Genomic DNA, 20,977 nt, shown 5'->3' with positions numbered 1-20,977 from the left:
ACCTCCTTACAAAAACAAACCGACTGTCGGTCTGTATAATTTTTATTTTACATTTTTTTAAGTCTTTTGCAAAGGATTATATAGAAAAAAGGGCTATAATTAATAATTGTTAATAGCCCTCACATTCCAAACTCTATTATTTAACCTGTCCTACTTTATCGCTTCTTTCTCTAAGATTTACAACAATTGCTTTTGGTCTACTCATTGCCTCAATACTATACCTGATACCTTGTGTACCCATACCTGATGATTTTACTCCCAAGAATGGGAAATGATCAGGTCCTCTTTCTGTTTTATTATTTATTTGAACTGTACCCACTTCCAATAACCTTGCGATATGAAAAGCATCATCTATATCATTAGTGAATATTGAAGATTGCAATCCATATTCAGATGCATTGGCTATGTCAACAGCTTCATCAATATTTTTTACTCTAATTATAGGAAGTACTGGTCCAAAAGGTTCTTCCCATGCAATTCTCATATCAGTTGTGACATTATCAAATACAGTTGGATATAATAGATTTCCTTCTCTCTTGTTACCTATTTTCAATGTTGCACCTTTATCTATAGCATCATCAATTAAACCTTGAACAAAATCAGCCGCCTTATTGTTGATTAGTGGTGTTATCGTTACATCATCAAAAGGATTTCCTACTTTTAATTGTGATACATATTCAGTTATAAGATCTACTAGTCGATCTGCAATGCTTTCTAATACAAGAACTCTTTTTAATGCTGTACATCTTTGCCCTGAGTAACTGAAAGCTCCTTTTACTATATTATTAGCCGCATGTTCTAGATCAGCATCCTCTAGTACTATTGCTGCATCCTTTCCTCCTAATTCCATAATACTTGGTACCATAGATGTCACTTCTGATATATGTCTACCAACTTCACTGCTGCCAGTGAAATTAATTAAGTCAATCTCCTTGTGTTTTATTATATAATCTCCTATTTCAGAGCCTTTACCTGTTATTGTGTTAAGTACACCATTAGGCAAACCAGCTGCTTGAAATACCTTTGCTAGATATAACGCACTAATAGAACCTTGAGTGGGAGGTTTAAAAACCACACTATTCCCTGCCATTAATGCTGGTGCTATCTTTGATGCTGAAAGATTGACTGGGTAATTAAAAGGTGATATTGCTAGGACTACTCCTACTGGTTCTCTTGTAACAAAAGCCAATTTGTCTTTTGAAAATCCATGAAAACCATCACCTTGTAGAGTTTCTCCTTGTATTCTTTTACCTTCATCAGCTGTAAATCTTATAAAATCAACGGTCCTAATAACTTCAGATCTTGCACTCTTTATATCCTTCGCTATTTCTTTAGTTAATATATTTGCTATTTCCTCTGAATTTTCTTCTAGTATTGCTGCTGATTTATGAATGATATCAGCTCTCTCACTAACTGGTTTATCTGCCCATACACCAAAAGAACTCTGAGCCTTTGAAACTACTTTATCTACTTCTTCTCCTGTCATAGCTTGAATCTTTCCAACTTCTTCTTCATTAATAGGAGAATTAATGGTTATAAAATTATTGGAAGCAGAACTGATCCATTGTCCATCATATAGATTTTTATAGATATTATTATCTTTTATGTCTTCAAACATAATTACACCTCACAACTTTCATTATTTGCTTGGTAGTATTATTTTCTTTTATAATGTGTAATATGCACTTTAATAAGAAGAATTGTAAATATTATTTTCTTGTGAATGATAAACAAAAAGCTTATCCTGTTATAGAATAAGCTTTTTTTGAAGTATTAATAATTTTTATATTTATTATAACTATGTAGTATATGTCTTATCTAGCTAACCATCCACCATCAACAGCTAATGTATAACCATTTACATAACTTCCTGCTTCTGAAGCTAAGAATACTACAGGACCAGCTAAATCTGCTGGTAATCCCCATCTATTTGCAGGTATTCTATCAAGTATTGCTTTACTTCTAACTGGGTCTGCTTTTAAAGCAGCAGTATTATTAGTATCCATGTAACCTGGTGCGATTGCATTAATATTAATATTCTCTTTTGCCCATTCATTAGCTAATAATCTAGTAATACCCATTACACCACTTTTACTTGCTGTATAAGAAGGAACTCTGATACCTCCTTGGAATGAAAGCATTGATGCAATATTAATGATTTTTCCGCCTGATTTTTGTTTCATGAATTGTTTTGCTACTGCTTGACTGAAGAAAAATACTGTTTTCACGTTAATGTTCATAACGTCATCCCAATCTTTTTCTGTAAAGTTAATAGAATCTTCTCTACGAATGATACCTGCATTATTTATAAGAATATCTACTCTACCAAATTTTTCTACAGTCTGATCTACGATACCTTGAATAGGCTCTGTTGTAAGTAAGTTAGCTTTTATTCCTAAGTATTTTCTTCCTAATGCTTCTACTTTTTCTTGTGTTTCAGGTGCGTCAACATAATCAACACCAACAATGTCTGCTCCTGCTTCTGCAAGTCCTAATGTCATTCCTTGACCAAGACCAGTACTACAACCTGTAACTATAGCCACTTTTCCTTCTAATGTAAATTTATTTGCCATTTTATTTACCTCCTAATATTGTGTTTTCTAGGAATATCTATTCTACCAATTATTTTAAGTCAGTAATTTTTAAGTGATCCATATCATCAAAAGCTTTGTTTTCTCCAACCATACCCCAAATGAAAGTATAGGAACTTGTTCCACAACCTGAATGGATTGACCAGCTTGGTGAAATGACAGCTTGTTCATTCTTCATAACGATATGTCTTGTTTCAGTTGGTTCGCCCATGTAATGGAATACTACTGAATCTTCTGGAATGTCAAAGTATACATATACTTCCATTCTTCTTTCATGAGTATGTGCCGGCATTGTATTCCATACGTTTCCTGGAGCCATCTTAGTAAGACCCATTGATAATTGACAGCTTTCCATTACTTCAGGATGAATGTATTGATATATAGTTCTCTTGTTACAAGATTCGTCTGAACCTAAGTTAACTTGTTTTGCATTAGTAATGTCAATATGTACATTTTTGTATGTTTTATGAGCTGGTGCACTTAAGCTATAGAATTTAGCAGGATTTTTTGGGTCATCGCTAGTGAATAAAACTTCTTTAGCTCCCATACCTACATATAGTCCGTCACGCTCATTTAATTTGTATACTTCTCCGTCAACAGTGATTTGACCTTTTCCACCTATATTTATAACTCCTAATTCTCTTCTTTCTAAGAAAGAATTAGTTCCTAAGTTCTTCCATACGTCCAAGTTTTCATCTAAAGTGATAGCCTTATCCCCTGGGCAGATACCCATAGTTATAATTCTATCTATGTGACTATAAACACGTTTAATTTTTCCTGTAACGAATAATTCTTCAATTAAGAATTCTTCTCTAAGTCTATCTGTAGTATAATGCTTAGCATCTCTTGAATTTGATGGTTGTCTTATTTCCATTATATATTCATCCTTTCTATATCAGTTTCACTATATGAAACTTGTTTTCACTATATATATATTTTATCATTGACACCAAGTAATGTCAACTATATTTCATTTAATAATACCAAGTTTCATTATGTGAAACTATTAATGGGTAATTTTAAAAGAAGCTCCTGCTTCTTAATCTTAATAAAAATCTCTATTTAAATTTGAAAAATAATACAAAAATAGTGCAAACAAATACTCTTATTTAAATCTAATTAGCTCTATACCCCATACGTTTAGAAATTTTTTCAGCAGTATTTTTAACTTCACGAATTATTTCAGCATCTTTATTTTCTAGGAACTCTTTATTTGTTCCTGCAGTACTTACCGCTGCAATTATTTCTCCTCTATAGTCATATATAGGTGAAGCAATACAATAAATCCCTACTTCATGCTCTTGATTATCTATAGCAAAGCCTTCTACCCTAGCTTGTTCTATCTCTTTTATGACTTTTTCAGGATTTAATAATGTAGTAGGAGTAAAACTAGTAAATTCAGTATCCTCTAATAATTTCAATATTTTTTCATTACTCCATTGTAACAGTAATGCTTTACCTACTGATGAACAATAGATAGGTATTCTTTTACCAATTTGTGAGTACATTCTTATAGAGTGTATTGGTTCAATTTTTTCAATGAAAACTGCATCTCCATCTAGATAAGTTGCTAGTTGAACAGGTTGGTTAAGTTTATAAGACATTTCTCTAAGATATGGAAGAGCTTCAGTTTTAAGTTCAATATTATTTAATCTTATACTGCTAAGCTCTACCATCTTAAGACCAATTATATATCTATTGGTTTGTTCATTTTTTTCAATAAAACCTTTGTTTAGAAGTGTCGTAAGTAATCTGTGGATTGTACTTTTATTAAGTTCAATCTTATTTTCTATCTCTTTTGCTGTCAAGCCATTAACTTCTTGAGATAATATCTCTAATATAGTTAGTGCTCTATCTACTGTTTGCAATGTACTTTTTTGCATAATATCCTCCTACATTAACTCTAATATAGTTATGTTTCCTTGTATTATAGCAAATTTAGATATTAGTGTAAATAGTATAGTATGCAAAGCAAGTAAAAGACAATGTATTCTTCTATAGGCTTTCCTTTTTCTTCATAAACCCAGATTCCATGGTCGTAATATGTATCTTTGCCTTCTGATTCAGCTTTAACATAAGGTTTAATATATGAATCAACTAAATCCTTTGATAGAATTTTATTGCTTAATAATGCTTCCCATAGTATATATAAATCACCAATAGTAGTAAATGTACCACCATCACCACCACCGACTATAGGTAGATTATATATATTTGTACGCCAACCCATATCATCTTTAACATAACCAATTGCTGTATTTTCAGGTAATCTGTTCATTGCATAGAATCCTGAGTTATTCATCCCAACAGCTGTAAATATTTCCTGTTCAACAAAATCTTTATATGTCATTTTTGATATTTCAGCTACAATTGCTGCTAGTAACACAAAACCACCATTACAATAAGCAAATGATTTTCCTGGTAAAAATTTCATCTCTTCTTTAGGGAAAATAGGAAAATAATCTTTTGGCTCTTTTAAATGATACCAAGGTATATCCACATAAAAATTATCAAAATCATCAATTTTGTCTTCATCGTAATAATCTGGTATACCGGATGTATGAGTTAATAATTGTCTAATAGTAATATCTTTTAAATAAAGCTCAAAATTATAATCAATAATGTCACAAATCTTTGTTTCCATAGATATCTTACCTCTATTAATTTACCTATAGCTAATGCTGTGAATAATTTTGTTCCTGATGCAATTCCAAACTTTGTTTCTATATTGAATTTACTCTGTTACTACGATCTGCATATCCACTTGCTTTTTCATAGATAATTTTACCTTGCTTTTTAATTGAAACTACACCTGAAAAATCACCCTTTGATATTAATTCGTCTAGAACCTTTGATATTGTTGTATTCTTCATAATAACTAAATCCCTTCTTATCCCTATAATTACGTTTCTAGTATTACATTTTTCTTTTCAATATTATCTCAAAATACTTACTAAATCCTGCAGCAGCTAGTGATGGGGCAAATATCTGTACAAGCTCCCACCCATCTCTGGCTTCTCTTCTAATTATTTCTCTGTAATCTTCTTTTGGGTTATTGTTCCACTTAGAGATGTCTATTCTTATAAATTTATAATCATACATTATTATCATCCCTTCTATATTTATCTTCCAAAAGTTAATGTTTGCTAGTCTAACATAGTTAATATCTTTAGTTCTTGCTCTTTTGGGTTTATAACCTAGTTCATATGCAAAGTTTGCTATTTCTGAATAGATCTCCTTATCCTCATCATTCAAAACCATTAAAAAAATCATTTAATGTGTTATTCATAATTGTAAACCCCTTTCATTTTTCAACTATAATTACCTCCATGGTCGCTCTCTACCTAACCATCCTTGTTCTCTCCAATATTCAACATCTGGTGGATTAGAACCTATGTACTTTTGCATCATTTTACTAACGAAAAACCATTTACGTACTCTGAAGCAAGGCTTAACTTTACCATTATTTTTTTGAATTTTTTTAGCTACCTTTTTTGCTTTCTTAGTAATTTTGTTTTTTATTTTTACCGATACGCACTTCCACCTTGTTTCATAAACAGCAAATCCCATCTTATAAGTTTTAGCAACTCCCCAAAAATCCAGACTATCTTTCATTTCTTTCAGACTGTGATTATAAACAGGTCCACTTCCAGTAGCTATAACTAAACCTTGTTTATGAAACATATTCTTTTCGGGACGATGGACAATCCACATATTAGCAAAATGATCCAGAAAAACTTTCATCTGACCTGTTACATGATATGAGTAAACTGGTGAAGTCAAAATGATTAAATCTGTTGATAATAACTTTTGACGAATTGGATTAGTATAATTGCTATGTGTGCATGTGCCTTTTTCTTCACTGAAACATCTTAAACAAGATATACAAAACTCTGGCAAATCTCTAGGAAGAAAAATCTCAGTTACATTTGCGTCTTCAATCTGTTTTATTACTTCCTGAGCGATATTATATGTACAACCTTTTCTCTCTGTCCCATATACTACAGTCACATTCATTTTCAGTCACCTCATTATTAAGATTATTTAGTTAAAAATATAGTTTCATCACTTTATTTTAGTACAGCTGAAAAAGAAGAATTCATCATCTAGTATCTTATCAATTTCAAACCTGTACTCAGTACAAAGTGTTTTTAATGTCCTATCTTTTGGTATAGCATCTCTACCTAGTGAATAGCCAATCTTTTTGTGATGTTCGCTTATTCCTAATCGTGTTCTAGTATGAATAATTGCTAACTTACCACCATGTTTCAGATTATTTTTTGCATTTAGAAATACTCCATTAAGATTTTCAAAATGTGGAATACTATTGAAAATTATTATGTAATCAAATTTTTCATCTAGTTTTATAGGCTCTTCAAAATTATATAGTTTCATTTTAACATTACTATATCTTTTTGCAAACTCTTCAAGCATTTTTTCAGAGATATCAATTGCCATATAATCTTTAACAGGAATATCCATTAATAACGGATATAATACGCCTATTCCAGAAGCAACATCTAGAATCTTATGATTATCACCTATATTCAATAACTCTATTGATTTCTTCATAATTCTTAACTTGGTTTCATCTACAGTATTAATCCACTGTTTATACTGATTATTAAAATACTCTTTATTGTTCTTGATTTCCATGATGTACCTCTCTATAGTCATTATTATAATAATTATTCCCTATAATTCTACCTGATAATAGGAACCATATGATTGCTAATGCAATAAATGAAATTACAAGAATCGTTAACGTTCTTCTCTTCAAATTATCTACCCCATATACAACCCATTGTTTTATAATTAATACATTTTTTAATTAAAGTTATATTGTTCGAAAAATATATTTGGATATTTTATTAAGATCATCAATTTTATCATTTTCTAAAAAAGCTACTAATATAGATTGGTCCAATACTGATATAACAAATTGACTTGTACTGTCTTTGCTTAACAACAGCTTATTAATCATGGAAAATATTCTCACATCCAGCCAATCATCATTAAATTCTAATCTCCATTTATATGTAATTTACTTACTAATTAAACACTGTAAAACTAATATATTTAAGCTTACTATTTTTATAACTTAATAATTCTCTTCGAAAAAACGATAAATTTTATCAGCTAACATACCATCTTTATTTTCAATATCATATACAAAATCAATATTAGCTGACGTATATACTCTTTGCCTATCTTTTTCAATTATAAAATTAACAACTAAAGTTTCTCTTTCATTTTGATTATACAATATAAGACTGAAACATATGGGTTTTGAGTCTTTCATATGTTGTACACAACTTGTACCAAACAAACTTCTTTTGCATTTATAATCTTTTAAAATTCTCTCTAATTCTTCTAATTTACTTAGTTCTTTAATGTTATACTGATTTTGTTCTATAGGATAAATCTTATGTAGATTCATGCTGTAAATACTATAATCATCATTAGGTAATACTTGTCTTGGTAAGTAGAAAACACTTATAATTATAGCTGTTACTATGATTAAACCAGAATATAAAAATATCTTTTTCCTACTATAATATTCATTATGTTTTCCTTGTTTTTTATGCTTATAATAAATACCTTTAATAATATACCTCACAAGGACAATAATAAAAATAATATTTATTACAATTAACAATCCTATAATTATTCTTAGACTGTCAACTAACAATTCATTAACCCATATTGGTGCATTTCTAATCATCTTCATACTCCCATTTTATTCTTTCATTGAAATGACTATATTACTACTATATGACTATTGTTTCACCATCACTCCGTTTACATCTGCAAAACATTTCATATAAAAGATTTCATCTTCATTTCCCTACTACTTCTCCTGCTGTTTTTAGTTGATTTAATAAATCTGTTATACCCTCTTTATCAAATATATTCTCATGAGATACAATATAATGATCTGCATCACAATCAAAAATTTCATCTATCATTGGAAATAGTTTTTCCCTTGTATAACCATATACACCTTTGTACATGCCACCATAAATACAATCTCCCAAAAACAAAATTAATACTATTCTCATATGTAATAAAATCAGAAAATCTTTCTTCATTAACATGTTCTACTAATAATGCTATATGTCTAGACTTTTCATCTGTTTTTCTGTCAATGGAATTCCTAATTGGATTTGTTTTTTTATGTTTTTATCTAAGGATTTTCCTCTTACAAGTCTATTATCACATATATTTTTTCCCTCTATAATGTATTTGGCAATTTCTTTTCTTTGGTTAAGAGACATTCTGCTACACCAAAATTCATATTGGGATTTATTAAGTTTTTTACTGGCAATCTCAATATATTTGATATCCTCTGTTTTCTTACCTTTTTTGATGTCTCTGACTTCTTTATCTGTAAATGGTAAGTTTAACTCAACTTTTCTTAACGCTATATCAGATAATTCTACTCCCTTTAGTTCATCCATACTATATATTTTTTTACCATCCATTAGTGATATAATTAGTGGTTGTTTATCTTCGTAATCCAATTTATTCAAAAACTCTAGCTGTTCTTTAGTTAATTTTTGAATTACATTATGTACTTTTTTATTATAATTCTTTTTATCATTAACTTTACCAATAACCTTAAAAACTTTTTCCAATTGTTTATCGGTTAATGGTAGACCAATCAATAATTGTTGTCTAATTATATTGGGTATCTCATCATAATCCAACAAATACAGTTGTCTATCAATTTCTGATTCGTTTAATTTTCTTATTATTTCATCAACCATACTGTTTAGTTCTTGTTTTTTAAGTAGTACTCTGTTCACTAATTTACTATTTATACCGGTATATTTTTTAACACATTCACAACCAAGATTATAAGTTATATCAAGTATTCTGTGTTTAATTACATATTGATATCTTAACGAACGTCCACATACACATTTATATGGTTTAGTGTTTTCTTCTGCCACTTTAATGTCAACTAAAATCCATTCGTTGATTTTATCTTCTATCTGTTGATTATCTTCTTCCCCATTAAGTACTATGCCTTTTAGATTTATCAGCTTTTCTTCCCATATGTCTTTAGCTGATTTTTTCATGTATTTATCTATAAACTTCTTTTGTTTGCTAGACAATTCTATTTGCAAATTATTCTCCCCCTGTTAACGGATTTATTGTTTTTATAAATGAAATTGGTTCTGAAATCTGTACTTCTACCTTTAATTTATCTATGTCATAAAGCCATATAACAGATTTGTTCATTTTTGCTCTGTATCTTTTATTTTATTTATATCTAAACCGATTAAATCTTTCCCTTTATATTTTTCGTTATTATGACCGAATATTATTTTTATATTGGTCATATGTGATGTTAAAATACCATAACTGATTATTCTCTAACTTAACGATTTGTTCTACTTCTTCTGGCAAATTATTAGGTTTATTACATCCAGTTTTACCTATTAGAATTACTAAAATTATAATTTTTTATACATGCTTTCTACTTTAATTCTCCCATATATTAGATAGAACTTATCATATTTATATCTTATATTGTAATAAGTTTCTTTGGTTTTCCTAATTGTTTCACTAAAATAACTCTTAAATAACACTTAAATAAATTATATATATTAGCTAAAATTTTGTCAATTATTCATATATTACTACAAAACCTTCTCAAAAGCATACTAAAAGTCAATAACTTAAAGGATATATAATAACAATAATAATCTTGTACTGAATTAAATAAATCTACTCTTCACCTATTGAATATAATTAGATAGATTTTTGTTAAATTGAACCTTATGCTTCAATTCTTTAATATCTATCTAAAAGAGTTTTATAAAGAGTATAGTTACCATAAAAACACAAGCAGTTCAAACATATCAGTTATATGCAAGAATATGTGAATAAAAACATAAGAAACAAACTTACATTAAAAAGTATATCTGGTATTCTAGGCTATAATTCCGAGTATCTTGGAAAAATATTTATAAAAGAGCATTATCGACCATCTCATGAAAAAATATACTAATAAAAGTCCTCGTGAAATTAAGAAGAGCCTAAACTCCAACAATGAATTTTGACATAATTATGGGGCTGATTAATCAGCCCCATTCAACATTTACTTTGAAACACTTTCCCAATCTTTAAGAAATCTCTCAATCCCTATGTCTGTTAATGGATGCTTAGTCATTTGCAACAGAACTTTGTGTGGTATTGTAGCAATATCTGCTCCTGCTAAAGCAGCTTGTGAAGCATGTAGAGGACTTCTAATACTAGCAGCTATAATTTCAGTTTTTATATCGTGTATATAAAATATTTCTGATATATCTTCAACCAGGTCCATACCAACTGTATCAATATCATCTAATCTTCCTATGAAAGGACTAACATAAGTAGCCCCTGCTCTTGCGGCAAGTAATGCTTGTGCAGCTGAAAATATCAATGTAACATTTGTTTTTATCCCTTCAGAAGCAAGTATTTTTACTGCTTTCAAACCTTCAATAGTCATAGGAATCTTGATTACGATATTTTTATGTATGGTAGTAAGCTCACGAGCTTCTTCTATCATACCTTTAGATTCAAGGCTGATTACTTCAGCACTTATTGGTCCATCAACTATACTTGTTATTTCTGTAACGACTTCTTTAAAATCCCTACCCTCTTTTGCTATTAAAGAAGGATTAGTAGTAACCCCACAGATTACACCCATTTCCTCTGCTTCTTTTATTTCATTAACATTAGCTGTATCAATAAATATTTTCATTTTTTCCTATCTCCCTTCTTAAATTTTTACATATTAATATTATCAGAATTCCAATGAATTATAAAGTGTTTTACCTATATATTTTACTATTTGTTATTTTCATTAAAAGTTAATTAAAGAAAAAGCACTCACAGGCAGTAAGGCTTAATCTAATTAACTAATAATATTTTTGTAGTTTTTAATTATCACATTTATCAAGCAGCTCTTGTAACTTTACAGCTTGATGTCCTTCTTCCTCTGCAAATTTTTTAAAACAGCTACTAATTTCTTGGTCGTCTATATTTTTTGCGTGAGATTCATAGTCACGTACTTTTTCTTGTGTATCCAATATAGCTTTTTTCAAACAATCTTTTGGTGATAACTCCATAATATACCTCCTAGAAATTTAATCATATTTATTTTAACCCATTTTCATAGTAATATTCTATATTATTATTACAACAGATATTTCCCAGGAAAACAAAACCAAGGAATTAGTATCAGTTCACTAATTTCTTGGTCATTTACATTTTTTTTAAATTATTATTTGATCTTATCCAACAACCAAGCCATATTATCACCAAGATTTTTCATATTCTCTATACCTTCTGTATCATTAACAACATCACCAGCAGCTCTACCTAAGCCAAGATTCCAATAATTTGCTCCTACTACTATAGACTCTGATATAGTAAACAAGTTATTCATTGAATTAAATGCTGCAATTGCTCCGTCTCTTCTTTGTGAAACAACGGCTGAACAGACTTTTCTTTTTAATAAACGTTCTGGACGAGTTACATAACCTACTCTATCAATAAACGCTTTCATTTGAGCAGATAATCCTCCGAAATAAACCGGAGACCCTAATATTATACCATCTGCTTCAACAATCTTTTCAATACATTCATTAATGATATCATCATCAAATATACATCTATTATTACCATTGGTCCTACATTTCCCACAACCAATACATCCATGTATATCCCTATTTCCAACTTGTATAAGTTCTGTTTCTATACCATGCTCTTCTAATTGTTTCAAAACTGTCTGTAATAAAGTATATGTATTGCCTTCTTTTCTAGGACTTCCATTAAACGCTATAACTTTCATATTTACCTCCAATATAACTTAATAATGTTTTTACCTATCATTATAAAATATTAAGTAACGTACTAAATTATTATTTAATATCCTATTATTTTATATTAAATTATATATAAAATCAATCGCACTAGAAGAAAAAATATTTTGTGATAATACTGCAGTATACTTTTTTGCAAAAACCACGTCAGAACAAACTATTTTTTCTGAACTACTTGAATATCCACATTAGTTATTTAGTTATTTATTAATTTCTCAAGATGTTCTCTTCCCTTATTACCATATTGCATACCAATACTAGGATTTTTAACAAAGAACTCTAAACATCTAGTTAGATTATCCACATCATTATAATTAACTAATAATCCTGTTTTATTATCTTTAACTAACATACTATTACCTTTTACATTGGTAGCAACTATAGGTTTACTTGAAGCCATTGCTTCCATTAATGTTCTTGGTGGCATACCTTCCTTTTCAGAAGTCAATACAACAAGATCCATTATAGCTAATAACTTCAATATATCTTTTCTATAACCTAAGAATAGAATTCTATCCGATAACTGCTCTTTTTTAACTTTTTCTTTTAATTTATTTTCTAGCGACCCATCACCAACTATAATACATACTACATCGTTATGATTTGGTAATACTTTTTTAAGACCATCAATTAAGAAATCATAACCTTTAACCGGTTCAAGTCTTGCTATAATACCAATTATATATTTATTATCTATTCCCAAAGATCCTTTCAGATCTTTTTTATCATTTTCTGAAATTATTTTTATACTATTATCATTGGCTACTAAGTCAAAATCAAGATTTGCTCCTCCTATCTGAGTATCTGATAGAGTTGTTTTCAATTCTGATGCCATATTAGATAATTTTTGAGAAAGATCAGCTATATCAGCTATTGCATTAGTCTGAACACCTGTTGCAGAAGCAATTTCTTTACTACCATTAGCAATTTGTGAACTAGCATCTGCTGAATTTTTAATGCCATCAACCATATTTGTTATATTCTGTGCAATAACATTAAATGTTTCAGAGGTTTCTTTTAATATCTGACCCCCTTGGATTATATCTTTGTTGTTAGAGTCAATTATATCTACTGTTTTAATAGTTTCTTTTGAAAAAGTACTAATTAGTTCACTTATGCTTTTTAATGAATCTTGAGTATTTCCTGCTAACTCTCTAACTTCATCTGCAACAACTGCAAACCCTTTTCCAGTATCGCCTGCCCTTGCAGCTTCTATTGCAGCATTTAAAGCTAGTAGATTCGTTTGTTTTGCTATATTGGATATAACATCAATTATACCCTGCATTTTTTTAGAGGCTGAGTTAAGTTCTTTTATACTAAGAGTAGCAGAATTAGCATTTTCAACTATATTCTCCATTTTATGTTCTAGGTTTCTTAATGACGTGATTCCTTCATTAGTAAGTTCTTCTACTTTGTAAGCACCTTCTGCAATTTCTTCAATACTTCCACTCAGATTGGATGTATTAGACGTTAATTCCTGTAATGTTGTAGATACTTCCTGCATAACACAAGAGGTTCTATGTGTTATATCAGCTAGATTCCTACTTGTATCTGAAGATTCTTCTGATATTTCATCTAATTCTTTTACAAAATTACCTACATTATCTAATAAGTAATTAAAAGTAGCTGCTAATTTTCCTATTTCATCATTGGAATCAACAGGAATTTGTTTTCCAAAACCACTTTGTGTAACGTTTTCTGCATTTTCTAATAGATTCTCTAATCTATCTCTTAGTTGTTGTTCTTCTAACATTTCGTCTGGTATATCTTTGATTTTCTGTTTATCATACTTGCTAAATTTTCTTAATAATATCAAGCCTATTAATAGTATACATAATGTTATAATACTTACGATAAGTATATCCTGTATCAAAAATGTTACAACTATGCTCGCAATTACACATACACTTAAAATAATGCAACTTTTGATGTCATACAATTTCGAATAATTCCTAATAGATAAATCTTTATCCTTTGTCATTATATTACCACCCATCTTATCATTTTTGTAGAATTTTGACGAAAATCTTTATTGTAATTATATCAAAACAATGCAATTTTTTCAACTAAAGGATTAAATTACTCAACATAAAAGGAATGTATAACATATATATAATATAGGTCTTAAGAACTATAAATATATTATATGACATCCCTTTTATTTGCTTGTTTATACGTCATTATTTTTAACTGAATGCTTTTTTTTATTCGGATTATAATTCATATTTTCTCTTGTTATAGGCGTTTGATAATTGCTTTTTTCCATTCTCGCTCTTTTATTATCTGGTTGACTATCTTTTGGCATTAATTATCACCTCATTCTTTTTTCTAGTATTTTATGTTTATAGTATGTTCTTGATTAAAATTTTTATTACTAAATTACTATATAAATTAATAAATGATTATGAGCAAGCATTAGCTTGCTCATGGTTAGATATTATTTTATGTTAATATAATAATTAGCTATAAACTCTTTTGATACTTCTAGTTTTTGAATACCTGTTTTTGTTTTATATTGTTTATCTGTATCTTCAAAATCAGTGACTCCGTACCAAGGCTCAATACATACAAAAGGAGAATTATCTGAGTGTCCCCAAATACCTAAATATGGAAATCCATCATATTCAACACATACTTCTCTACTATTATTCTTGCTTTTTAATGCTAGACTGGTGGATACTACATCTAATAAGATAATTGCCCCATTATTGAATATATCTTTAGTCATAGGTATTACTTTTTCATTATTTAGAAATGGTATACTTTCTAAAGAAACATTGTTCTCAGTATTTAGTTGATATTTATCCACTGTCTCAAGTTTATCAAATTCTAGATAATAATCCTCTAATTTCTCTTCCTTCATAATAGGCATATTAAATCCAGGATGTGCACCTATTGAGAAATATACATCAATTGAATCTATATTCTTAACTTTATAACCTATTCTAAGACTATTGCCTTTTAATTCATAAGTAATGGTTAACAAAAATTTATAAGGATATTTTTTTAGTGATTCTTCATTGTATTTAAGCTTGTATTCAAGTATTTCTTTATCATGTGGTTCTACTTGAAATTCCATATCTCTAGCAAATCCGTGCTGGTCTAATTCGTATTTTTCATTTTCAACAAAATATTCGTTATCTTTTAATTTCCCAACAATAGGAAATAATATAGGTGATTTTCTTGCCCATACTGACGGATCCCCTTGCCATAAAAATTCTAATCCATCCTTTTTAGTTTTTATACTTGATAACTCTGCTCCAACACTATCAATTTCAATTCTTAGAACGTCATTTTCTAATACATTTATCATATTTATTCCTCCATCTTGTTTGTTAATAATAAGCCACTTAAGGTATTATTACATTATATTATGTAAAAAGTCAATATTAAAACCTAATTATTGATTAGAATATATTCATCCATATTTCATAAATCCAATGTGCTGATATACCTGCAACCAAACCACCAAAAGTATGACTTATAATAGCTTTACCTGTTAGGTTTCTACACTTCAGACTATCCATCATTGCTACATGTGTACTTAAGTAACCACTCCAACACATTCCCATAGCAGTAAAAACTGCTATATCGTTACCACCAACAAGACCTTCCTTCAATAATTTTGGTACAAGTCCTATAGCAGCACCAACAGAACCTAATGATGTAATTGGAACTGATACTGCTTCATAGCTACTGAATCCGAACATAGGATGTAATATAAAATTAAGTTTAGCAGCTAAGAATGTAAACAAACCAACTCCTTCATATGCTTCACCAGTATATACTCCTGTAACTGATGGTCCATTAGTTAGCATCATAACCAAAGTACAAATGATTAAAACACCTGGTATAATAGAAAGACCTAAATCTACCCCTGATTTACCGCCTTCTAATAAAGATTCAAGAAGTCTAGAACCTATATTACCTTCTCTAACTTCTCTATATTTTAACATGTTAAAAGACTTGTCACTGCCTTCAACAGCCATTTCATCCATACCATATTCCTTTTTTGTAAAGCATAGCATTATACGTACACTTATAACACTGCCAATAACAGCTCCTATATTCCCGATTAATGCTGGTAATACATAACTCTCACCAATAGGAGACTGCTGAGCTATCATAAAAGATGTTACAACAAGCCCCATTCCAAAAGCCGTTCCTATGTTAGTAAGTGCCGGTAATTGATATTTTTTGAAATATCTTTTGAATCCTTTATCATTAGCTAAAGTAATGATTGCAGGATTATCTGATAAGTATGTAGTCACAACTCCTAATATTGCTGCACCTGGCATTTTATACAGAGGCTTCATAAGACATGATAATAGTCTATTAAGAATTGATATTATTCCGAATTCTGATAAAACCGAACCAAATGCTCCTGCAAGTACTGTTATGCCCATTATAAAAAATATTGTATTAATTAGTAAGTCATGTGCTGTGCTGATTAAGGTATTAAACATGTTAACTACTCCCATAATACTACACAGATATGTAAAAAAAACTCCAATTATAATTAGTGATATAAGTCCTTCTACACTTATGGCTTTTTTAATATTTACGTTGTTTTCCACATTTTTATCCTCCTATATTTAATCTATCTACTTCCTCATTATATGAAGAATTTGTCCGCCAGTCAAACACTTTATTATGTTATTTTTATGATTTTTATTAATTATTATATATTTGTTTTTGTTTGGCGTACAACTAGTTTATATATTTTGTTAAACACCCTCTATATCTAGGTTAAAATATATTACATTTTAGTATACAAAAGGACAATATATTTTATTTATTAATTCATGTTTAAATTTATATAAAAAACAGCAAACTATAGATAGTGGTAAAGTAGCTTACTATTTATTAAAACTTATAAAACAACAAAAGGAGAGATTTGTATGGCTACATTGTTATATATAACTGTTAATTCAAAACCTGAAAACTTATCAACCAGTAAAACGGTAGGTCGAATATTTATTAATAAGTACAAAGAATTAAATCCAAATGATACTATAGAAGAATTAGACCTGTATGATGCAAATATACCAATACTAAATTACAAATTATTTACTTCAAGAGCTACCCTAGCAAGTGGTGAAGATTATGATAAGCTTTCTGACGAAGAAAAGCAACAAGTTGAACAAATAAGAGGTCTATGTGATCAATTTTTAAGAGCTGATAAATATGTTATCACAGCCCCAATGTGGAGTATTTTTTTCCCATCAATGTTAAAACAATATCTTGATTGCATTATACAAGATAAAAAATTAATAAATATAGATACTGTCAATAATAAAGTTTCTGGATTATTAGGAGATAAGAAAAGAAAAATGATATATATTCAATCTTCTGGTGCTAAAATCCCGTTTCTTATATCTCCTTTCATGAATAAAGGAGTAAATTATCTACATGACATTTTTAAGTTTCTAGGATTGAAAAAATTTGACAAAATACTTGTAGATGGAGTAGATGACAGTTCAGTTGGTAGAGATATGGCAATTCAAAATGCAACTGAAGAAATTGATGATATAATAGAATTTTTTTAGTTAAACAATATAATAAGGAAGGGATTGGCTAATCATACTATCTACCAATCCCTTCTTTAATAATTAACAAACATGTAATTTCAAAATGCTATTTTATTTTTTCTATACCTTTACCAACGAATTTAATTTTACCTTCTTTTAGAAGTCTACCTATTGCTCTCTTGAATGCATTTTTGCTCATATTAAGTTCAGATTTTATTTTATCTGGAGAACTTTTATCATTTAAGTTTAATTTACCATTGTTCTTATTTAATTTATCCATAATCTTTTTAGAATCATCATTCATCTGTATATAAGCTTTTTGTCTTAAACTAATATTGAGTTTTCCATCTTCTCTGACTTTAGTTACACGTCCCTCAAAGTGGTCTCCACATTTTATGTTACTAAAAAGCTCATTCTTAGGAATTAGTCCATTATACTTATTATCAATAGCTACAAATGCACCTAATTCATCTTTAACACTTATAACAATCCCTTTTACTGTATCATCTTTTTTATAAGGTGATTCATTAGATAGATGTTTATAGACATCCATAGTTGCACATAATCTTTCGCTCTTATCAACATATAATGATACTAGATATTCATTATTAAGATGAACTTTATCTGTCTGCTCTCTAAATGGAAGGAATAAATCTCGTTCCAATCCCCAATCCATAAAAGCACCTATCTTTGTTTGTTGAACAACTCTTAATGGAGCCAGTTCACCGAGAACAAGTTTAGGTTTTCTTGTAGTTGCTATTGGTCTATCTTTAGAATCTTTGTAAATAAAAACTTCTAGTTGATGTCCCACTTTAATGCCTTCTGGAACTTGTTTCTTTGGTAAAAGAACTTCTTCTTTTTCCTTATCTTTTTTTTCGTCTAGATAATGATCAGAAATGAACCCCTCTTCTTCTTTCTTCTCATTTTCATTACTAGTTAAAAATATTCCTATGGGTGATAATCTCTTTACTGTTAATAACTGTACTTTACCTAACTTTATCATAAGTCACCTGCTTTACTTATATTTATATAATTATTTTATGGTATTTAATATTATCTATACATTTCTTTTAATGTCTTAATAACATCTTCATCTTCAATATACTCATCAAATGTTACTTTCTTATCGAATACTCCTGCTGGAGTTATTTCAATAACCCTATTAGCAATGGTTTGTATAAATTTATGGTCATGAGAAGTAAATAACAATGTACCTGTAAATGCTATAAGACCATTGTTGACTGCTTGAATTGATTCAAGATCAAGATGGTTGGTAGGTTCATCAAGCATCATAACATTAGCACCTGACAACATTAATTTTGAGAACATACATCTAACTTTTTCTCCACCAGATAGAACCTTAGCCATTTTCAATGGTTCATCCCCTGAGAATAACATTTTACCTAAGAAACCTCTAATAAATGACTCAGCTTTTTCTTCAGAAAATTGTCTTAACCAATCAATAAGATTAGTATCCACATCATTAAAATATTCTGAGTTATCCTTTGGTAAATATCCTCTTTTAGTTGTAACTCCCCATTTGTATGTTCCTTCGTCTGGCTCCATCTCTCCCATTAAAATCTTAAATAATGTTGTTCTAGCAATTTCATTCTTTCCAAGAATGATAATCTTATCACCTTTTGCTATAGTGAAGGTAACATTATTAAGCACTTTAACTCCATCAATAGTCTTGCTGATTCCATCAACCATGAGAATGTCTTTTCCAGCTTCTCTTTCTGGATTAAATCCCACAAAAGGATATCTCCTTGAAGAAGGTTGAATATCATCGATAGTTATTTTGTCAAGTAATTTTTTCCTTGATGTAGCCTGTTTTGCTTTTGATGCATTAGAGCTGAATCTCGCAATAAATGATTGTAGTTCTTTAATTTTTTCTTCTTTCTTTTTGTTTTGGTCATTTATAAGTTTTAATGCAAGCTGACTTGATTCATACCAAAAATCATAGTTACCTACGAATAGTTTTGCTTTACTAAAATCAATATCCAACATATGAGTACACACTTTGTTAAGGAAATGTCTATCATGAGATACAACTATAACTGTTTTTTCATAAGTAATTAAGAATTCTTCTAACCATGCAATAGCTTTAAAATCAATATGGTTAGTAGGCTCATCAAGTAGTAAAATATCTGGTTCACCAAATAATGCTTGTGCTAATAATACTTTTACTTTTTCACTACCTTTTAATTCTTTCATTGTCTTATAATGTAAGTCTTTTTCAATTCCAAGACCCATGAGTAATTTCTCTGCGTTAGTATCTGCGTCCCAACCATCAAGCTCAACAAATTCTGCTTCTAATTCTGAAGCATGTTCACCATCTTCTTCGCTAAAATCTTCTTTCATGTATAATGCATCTTTTTCTATTCTTATATCATATAATCTTTTATGTCCCATAACAACTGTATCTAAAACAATGCAATCATCAAATTCAAAATGATCTTGTTTTAAAACTGCTAGTCTTTCTCCTGGGGTAATACTTACTTCTCCTTTAGTAGGCTCTATTTCACCAGATAAAATTTTAAGAAAAGTTGATTTTCCTGCTCCATTAGCACCTATTACCCCATAGCAATTACCTGGTGTAAATTTTACATTAACATCTTTAAATAATTTTTTCGTTCCAAATTGGAGTTCTAGTTCTGTTACTGTAATCAATTGTATTTCTCCTTCCAATATTCACATATAAAAAGCGTGCTAAGCACGCTTTATAGTTTGTTATATTATACACTGTTTTTAAGAAAAAAGAAATATATTATTTTATTTTTTATTGAAATATATTATATTAGCTTTTGTCAATACCATCTACCCATTTATTCACGGTATACGCATGAAAATTTTTCTTAATGAAAATTACTCAAAGTAATTTTAAAAAATACTATTAATTAATAGTGCTTATAAAGACAAGGGCTATATAGATGGGCTTGTGGCATTCTTCCGTAAATGCCATCTCTCTAATATTCTT

The 20,977-nt window shown here is 29.3% G+C and carries 23 protein-coding genes; 1 reads left to right on the top strand and 22 read right to left on the bottom strand.

Annotation, left to right across the window (positions count from 1 at the left end):
• Window positions 1-136: 136 nt before the first annotated feature.
• From N4A55_RS04995 to N4A55_RS04900, 20 genes are all read right to left on the bottom strand, one after another.
• Window positions 137-1,618, bottom strand: coding sequence for an NADP-dependent glyceraldehyde-3-phosphate dehydrogenase (locus tag N4A55_RS04995; protein WP_293754404.1), 1,482 nt, complete (start codon window positions 1,616-1,618; stop codon window positions 137-139).
• 196 nt (window positions 1,619-1,814) lie between these two features.
• Complete coding sequence (kduD, locus tag N4A55_RS04990; protein WP_293754403.1) at window positions 1,815-2,573, bottom strand: 2-dehydro-3-deoxy-D-gluconate 5-dehydrogenase KduD; 759 nt, start codon at window positions 2,571-2,573, stop codon at window positions 1,815-1,817.
• 49 nt (window positions 2,574-2,622) lie between these two features.
• Window positions 2,623-3,465, bottom strand: coding sequence for a 5-dehydro-4-deoxy-D-glucuronate isomerase (gene kduI / locus N4A55_RS04985; RefSeq protein WP_293754402.1), 843 nt, complete (start codon window positions 3,463-3,465; stop codon window positions 2,623-2,625).
• A 241-nt stretch (window positions 3,466-3,706) separates the two neighbouring features.
• Complete coding sequence (locus tag N4A55_RS04980; RefSeq protein WP_293754401.1) at window positions 3,707-4,474, bottom strand: IclR family transcriptional regulator; 768 nt, start codon at window positions 4,472-4,474, stop codon at window positions 3,707-3,709.
• Window positions 4,475-4,536: 62 nt separating this feature from the next.
• On the bottom strand, window positions 4,537-5,241 hold the full coding sequence (locus tag N4A55_RS04975) for a serine hydrolase domain-containing protein (protein WP_293754413.1): 705 nt from the start codon (window positions 5,239-5,241) through the stop codon (window positions 4,537-4,539).
• Window positions 5,242-5,314: 73 nt separating this feature from the next.
• A complete protein-coding gene (locus N4A55_RS04970; RefSeq protein WP_293754400.1) occupies window positions 5,315-5,464 on the bottom strand; it encodes a hypothetical protein in 150 nt (49 codons plus the stop codon).
• 43 nt (window positions 5,465-5,507) lie between these two features.
• Window positions 5,508-5,852 (bottom strand): DUF4177 domain-containing protein, encoded by a 345-nt coding sequence (locus N4A55_RS04965; RefSeq protein ID WP_293754399.1) that lies wholly within the window; start codon window positions 5,850-5,852, stop codon window positions 5,508-5,510.
• Between the two features lie 60 nt (window positions 5,853-5,912).
• Window positions 5,913-6,608 carry a flavodoxin family protein gene (locus N4A55_RS04960; protein ID WP_293754398.1) on the bottom strand — a complete coding sequence of 232 codons (696 nt, stop codon included), beginning with the start codon at window positions 6,606-6,608 and terminating at the stop codon, window positions 5,913-5,915.
• Window positions 6,609-6,656: 48 nt separating this feature from the next.
• Complete coding sequence (locus tag N4A55_RS04955) at window positions 6,657-7,247, bottom strand: class I SAM-dependent DNA methyltransferase (protein ID WP_293754397.1); 591 nt, start codon at window positions 7,245-7,247, stop codon at window positions 6,657-6,659.
• The gene (locus tag N4A55_RS04950) at window positions 7,228-7,371 is read right to left on the bottom strand and encodes a hypothetical protein (RefSeq protein ID WP_293754396.1); all 144 of its coding nucleotides are present in this window, start codon (window positions 7,369-7,371) and stop codon (window positions 7,228-7,230) included. The genes N4A55_RS04955 and N4A55_RS04950 overlap by 20 nt, the downstream gene beginning before the upstream one ends.
• A gap of 321 nt (window positions 7,372-7,692) precedes the next feature.
• A complete protein-coding gene (locus N4A55_RS04945) occupies window positions 7,693-8,316 on the bottom strand; it encodes a hypothetical protein (RefSeq protein WP_293754395.1) in 624 nt (207 codons plus the stop codon).
• Between the two features lie 115 nt (window positions 8,317-8,431).
• Window positions 8,432-8,683 (bottom strand): hypothetical protein, encoded by a 252-nt coding sequence (locus N4A55_RS04940; protein WP_293754394.1) that lies wholly within the window; start codon window positions 8,681-8,683, stop codon window positions 8,432-8,434.
• A gap of 21 nt (window positions 8,684-8,704) precedes the next feature.
• Entirely contained in the window at window positions 8,705-9,724 is a 1,020-nt protein-coding gene (locus N4A55_RS04935; protein ID WP_293754393.1) for a hypothetical protein, read from the bottom strand.
• A gap of 977 nt (window positions 9,725-10,701) precedes the next feature.
• The gene (fsa, locus tag N4A55_RS04930) at window positions 10,702-11,346 is read right to left on the bottom strand and encodes a fructose-6-phosphate aldolase (protein ID WP_293754392.1); all 645 of its coding nucleotides are present in this window, start codon (window positions 11,344-11,346) and stop codon (window positions 10,702-10,704) included.
• Window positions 11,347-11,524: 178 nt separating this feature from the next.
• Complete coding sequence (locus tag N4A55_RS04925; RefSeq protein ID WP_113671035.1) at window positions 11,525-11,713, bottom strand: hypothetical protein; 189 nt, start codon at window positions 11,711-11,713, stop codon at window positions 11,525-11,527.
• A 155-nt stretch (window positions 11,714-11,868) separates the two neighbouring features.
• A complete protein-coding gene (locus tag N4A55_RS04920) occupies window positions 11,869-12,438 on the bottom strand; it encodes a flavodoxin family protein (protein WP_293754391.1) in 570 nt (189 codons plus the stop codon).
• Window positions 12,439-12,665: 227 nt separating this feature from the next.
• The gene (locus tag N4A55_RS04915; RefSeq protein WP_293754390.1) at window positions 12,666-14,450 is read right to left on the bottom strand and encodes a methyl-accepting chemotaxis protein; all 1,785 of its coding nucleotides are present in this window, start codon (window positions 14,448-14,450) and stop codon (window positions 12,666-12,668) included.
• A 189-nt stretch (window positions 14,451-14,639) separates the two neighbouring features.
• Window positions 14,640-14,774 (bottom strand): hypothetical protein, encoded by a 135-nt coding sequence (locus N4A55_RS04910; RefSeq protein ID WP_293754389.1) that lies wholly within the window; start codon window positions 14,772-14,774, stop codon window positions 14,640-14,642.
• A gap of 132 nt (window positions 14,775-14,906) precedes the next feature.
• Complete coding sequence (locus N4A55_RS04905; protein ID WP_293754388.1) at window positions 14,907-15,782, bottom strand: aldose 1-epimerase family protein; 876 nt, start codon at window positions 15,780-15,782, stop codon at window positions 14,907-14,909.
• A 94-nt stretch (window positions 15,783-15,876) separates the two neighbouring features.
• A complete protein-coding gene (locus N4A55_RS04900) occupies window positions 15,877-17,046 on the bottom strand; it encodes a CD0519/CD1768 family membrane protein (protein WP_330666317.1) in 1,170 nt (389 codons plus the stop codon).
• Window positions 17,047-17,370: 324 nt separating this feature from the next.
• On the opposite strand from N4A55_RS04900, the gene N4A55_RS04895 reads away from it, so the two are divergent.
• A complete protein-coding gene (locus tag N4A55_RS04895) occupies window positions 17,371-18,018 on the top strand; it encodes an FMN-dependent NADH-azoreductase (RefSeq protein WP_293754387.1) in 648 nt (215 codons plus the stop codon).
• Window positions 18,019-18,106: 88 nt separating this feature from the next.
• On the opposite strand, the gene N4A55_RS04890 is transcribed toward N4A55_RS04895, so the two are convergent.
• Both N4A55_RS04890 and N4A55_RS04885 read right to left on the bottom strand, forming a co-directional pair.
• Window positions 18,107-19,003, bottom strand: a complete 897-nt coding sequence (locus N4A55_RS04890; RefSeq protein WP_293754386.1) for a S1-like domain-containing RNA-binding protein — start codon at window positions 19,001-19,003, stop codon at window positions 18,107-18,109.
• Window positions 19,004-19,053: 50 nt separating this feature from the next.
• Entirely contained in the window at window positions 19,054-20,670 is a 1,617-nt protein-coding gene (locus tag N4A55_RS04885) for an ABC-F family ATP-binding cassette domain-containing protein (protein ID WP_293754385.1), read from the bottom strand.
• Window positions 20,671-20,977 lie beyond the last annotated feature (307 nt).

It is taken from the genome of Vallitalea sp. (assembly GCF_025211055.1).
In the GTDB taxonomy this organism is placed as follows: domain Bacteria; phylum Bacillota; class Clostridia; order Lachnospirales; family Vallitaleaceae; genus Vallitalea.
The sequence above is the reverse complement of the archived record's forward strand: the minus strand, read 5'-3'. Positions and strand labels throughout refer to the sequence as shown.

Excerpts from the sequence above, each read along its gene's own strand:
- N4A55_RS04920 (WP_293754391.1), bottom strand. The coding sequence starts at position 12,438 with ATGAAAGTTATAGCGTTTAATGGAAGTCCTAGAAAAGAAGGCAATACA.
- N4A55_RS04960 (WP_293754398.1), bottom strand. The coding sequence starts at position 6,608 with ATGAATGTGACTGTAGTATATGGGACAGAGAGAAAAGGTTGTACATAT.
- N4A55_RS04890 (WP_293754386.1), bottom strand. The coding sequence starts at position 19,003 with ATGATAAAGTTAGGTAAAGTACAGTTATTAACAGTAAAGAGATTATCA.
- N4A55_RS04925 (WP_113671035.1), bottom strand. The coding sequence starts at position 11,713 with ATGGAGTTATCACCAAAAGATTGTTTGAAAAAAGCTATATTGGATACA.
- N4A55_RS04995 (WP_293754404.1), bottom strand. The coding sequence starts at position 1,618 with ATGTTTGAAGACATAAAAGATAATAATATCTATAAAAATCTATATGAT.
- N4A55_RS04940 (WP_293754394.1), bottom strand. The coding sequence starts at position 8,683 with ATGAAGAAAGATTTTCTGATTTTATTACATATGAGAATAGTATTAATT.
- N4A55_RS04915 (WP_293754390.1), bottom strand. The coding sequence starts at position 14,450 with ATGACAAAGGATAAAGATTTATCTATTAGGAATTATTCGAAATTGTAT.
- N4A55_RS04965 (WP_293754399.1), bottom strand. The coding sequence starts at position 5,852 with ATGGTTTTGAATGATGAGGATAAGGAGATCTATTCAGAAATAGCAAAC.
- kduD (WP_293754403.1), bottom strand. The coding sequence starts at position 2,573 with ATGGCAAATAAATTTACATTAGAAGGAAAAGTGGCTATAGTTACAGGT.
- N4A55_RS04895 (WP_293754387.1), top strand. The coding sequence starts at position 17,371 with ATGGCTACATTGTTATATATAACTGTTAATTCAAAACCTGAAAACTTA.
- N4A55_RS04945 (WP_293754395.1), bottom strand. The coding sequence starts at position 8,316 with ATGATTAGAAATGCACCAATATGGGTTAATGAATTGTTAGTTGACAGT.
- fsa (WP_293754392.1), bottom strand. The coding sequence starts at position 11,346 with ATGAAAATATTTATTGATACAGCTAATGTTAATGAAATAAAAGAAGCA.
- N4A55_RS04910 (WP_293754389.1), bottom strand. The coding sequence starts at position 14,774 with ATGCCAAAAGATAGTCAACCAGATAATAAAAGAGCGAGAATGGAAAAA.
- N4A55_RS04905 (WP_293754388.1), bottom strand. The coding sequence starts at position 15,782 with ATGATAAATGTATTAGAAAATGACGTTCTAAGAATTGAAATTGATAGT.
- N4A55_RS04970 (WP_293754400.1), bottom strand. The coding sequence starts at position 5,464 with ATGAAGAATACAACAATATCAAAGGTTCTAGACGAATTAATATCAAAG.
- N4A55_RS04980 (WP_293754401.1), bottom strand. The coding sequence starts at position 4,474 with ATGCAAAAAAGTACATTGCAAACAGTAGATAGAGCACTAACTATATTA.
- kduI (WP_293754402.1), bottom strand. The coding sequence starts at position 3,465 with ATGGAAATAAGACAACCATCAAATTCAAGAGATGCTAAGCATTATACT.
- N4A55_RS04955 (WP_293754397.1), bottom strand. The coding sequence starts at position 7,247 with ATGGAAATCAAGAACAATAAAGAGTATTTTAATAATCAGTATAAACAG.